Genomic DNA, 941 nt, shown 5'->3' on the forward strand with positions numbered 1-941 from the left:
CATCATCGCGATGTACGCGCGCGGCATGAGTGTGCGCGAGATTCAGGCCTTTCTGGCCGAAAGCTACGGCACCGAGGTATCGCCCGATTTCATCAGCTCGGTCACCGACGAGGTGATGGCCGAAACGCTGCTCTGGCAGAGCCGTCCACTCGAGGCGATGTACCCGGTGGTGTTCTTCGACGCCCTGCGCGTCAAGATCCGCGACGACGGCGTGGTCAGCAACAAGGCCGTCTATCTGGCACTGGGCATTCAGGCGGATGGTCAGCGCGATGTATTGGGCCTGTGGATCGAGCAGACCGAGGGCGCGAAGTTCTGGCTCAAGGTGTTCAACGAACTGAAGGCCCGTGGCTGCCAGGACATCCTGATTGCGGTGGTCGACGGCCTGAAGGGACTGGCCGACGCAATCGGCACCGCTTACCCCCGCACGGCCGTACAGACCTGCATCGTGCATCTGATCCGCAACAGTCTGGATTACGCCAGTTACAAGGACCGCAAGGCCCTTGCGGCGGCATTGCGACCGGTCTACTCCGCCGCCAGCGAGCAGGCCGCGCAGCAGGCGCTGCAGGCGTTTGCGGACGGCCCATGGGGCCTCAGATACCCGATGATCGTGCAGTCATGGCAACGCGCATGGGAGCACGTCACGCCATTCTTCGCGTTTCCACCGGAGATCCGGCGCGTTGTGTACACAACGAATGCCATTGAGAGTCTGAACATGCAGTTGCGCAAGATCATCAAAACCCGTGGCCACTTCCCGAATGACGAGGCAGCCATCAAGCTGCTCTGGCTGGCGCTACGCAATGTCCTGGCAAAGTCCGTTCGCGCCGCCTTCGACTGGAAGTCGGCGATGAACCAGTTTGCTATCCTGTTTGGCGACCGATTCACGCAGGCGCGCGGGTAACGATTCCTTTAACCGCCTCGCCCACAAAAATGCGGACAGGTTC

1 protein-coding gene is annotated in these 941 nt (G+C 61.3%); it reads left to right on the forward strand.

Features of this window, described 5'->3' with window-relative positions:
- Positions 1-898, forward strand: an 898-nt coding sequence (locus HV773_RS36530; RefSeq protein WP_175198558.1) for an IS256 family transposase, incomplete at its 5' end; no start/stop codon positions are given.
- Positions 899-941 lie beyond the last annotated feature (43 nt).

Source organism: Paraburkholderia caffeinitolerans, from assembly GCF_902859945.1.
GTDB classification, from domain to species: Bacteria; Pseudomonadota; Gammaproteobacteria; order Burkholderiales; family Burkholderiaceae; genus Paraburkholderia; species Paraburkholderia caffeinitolerans.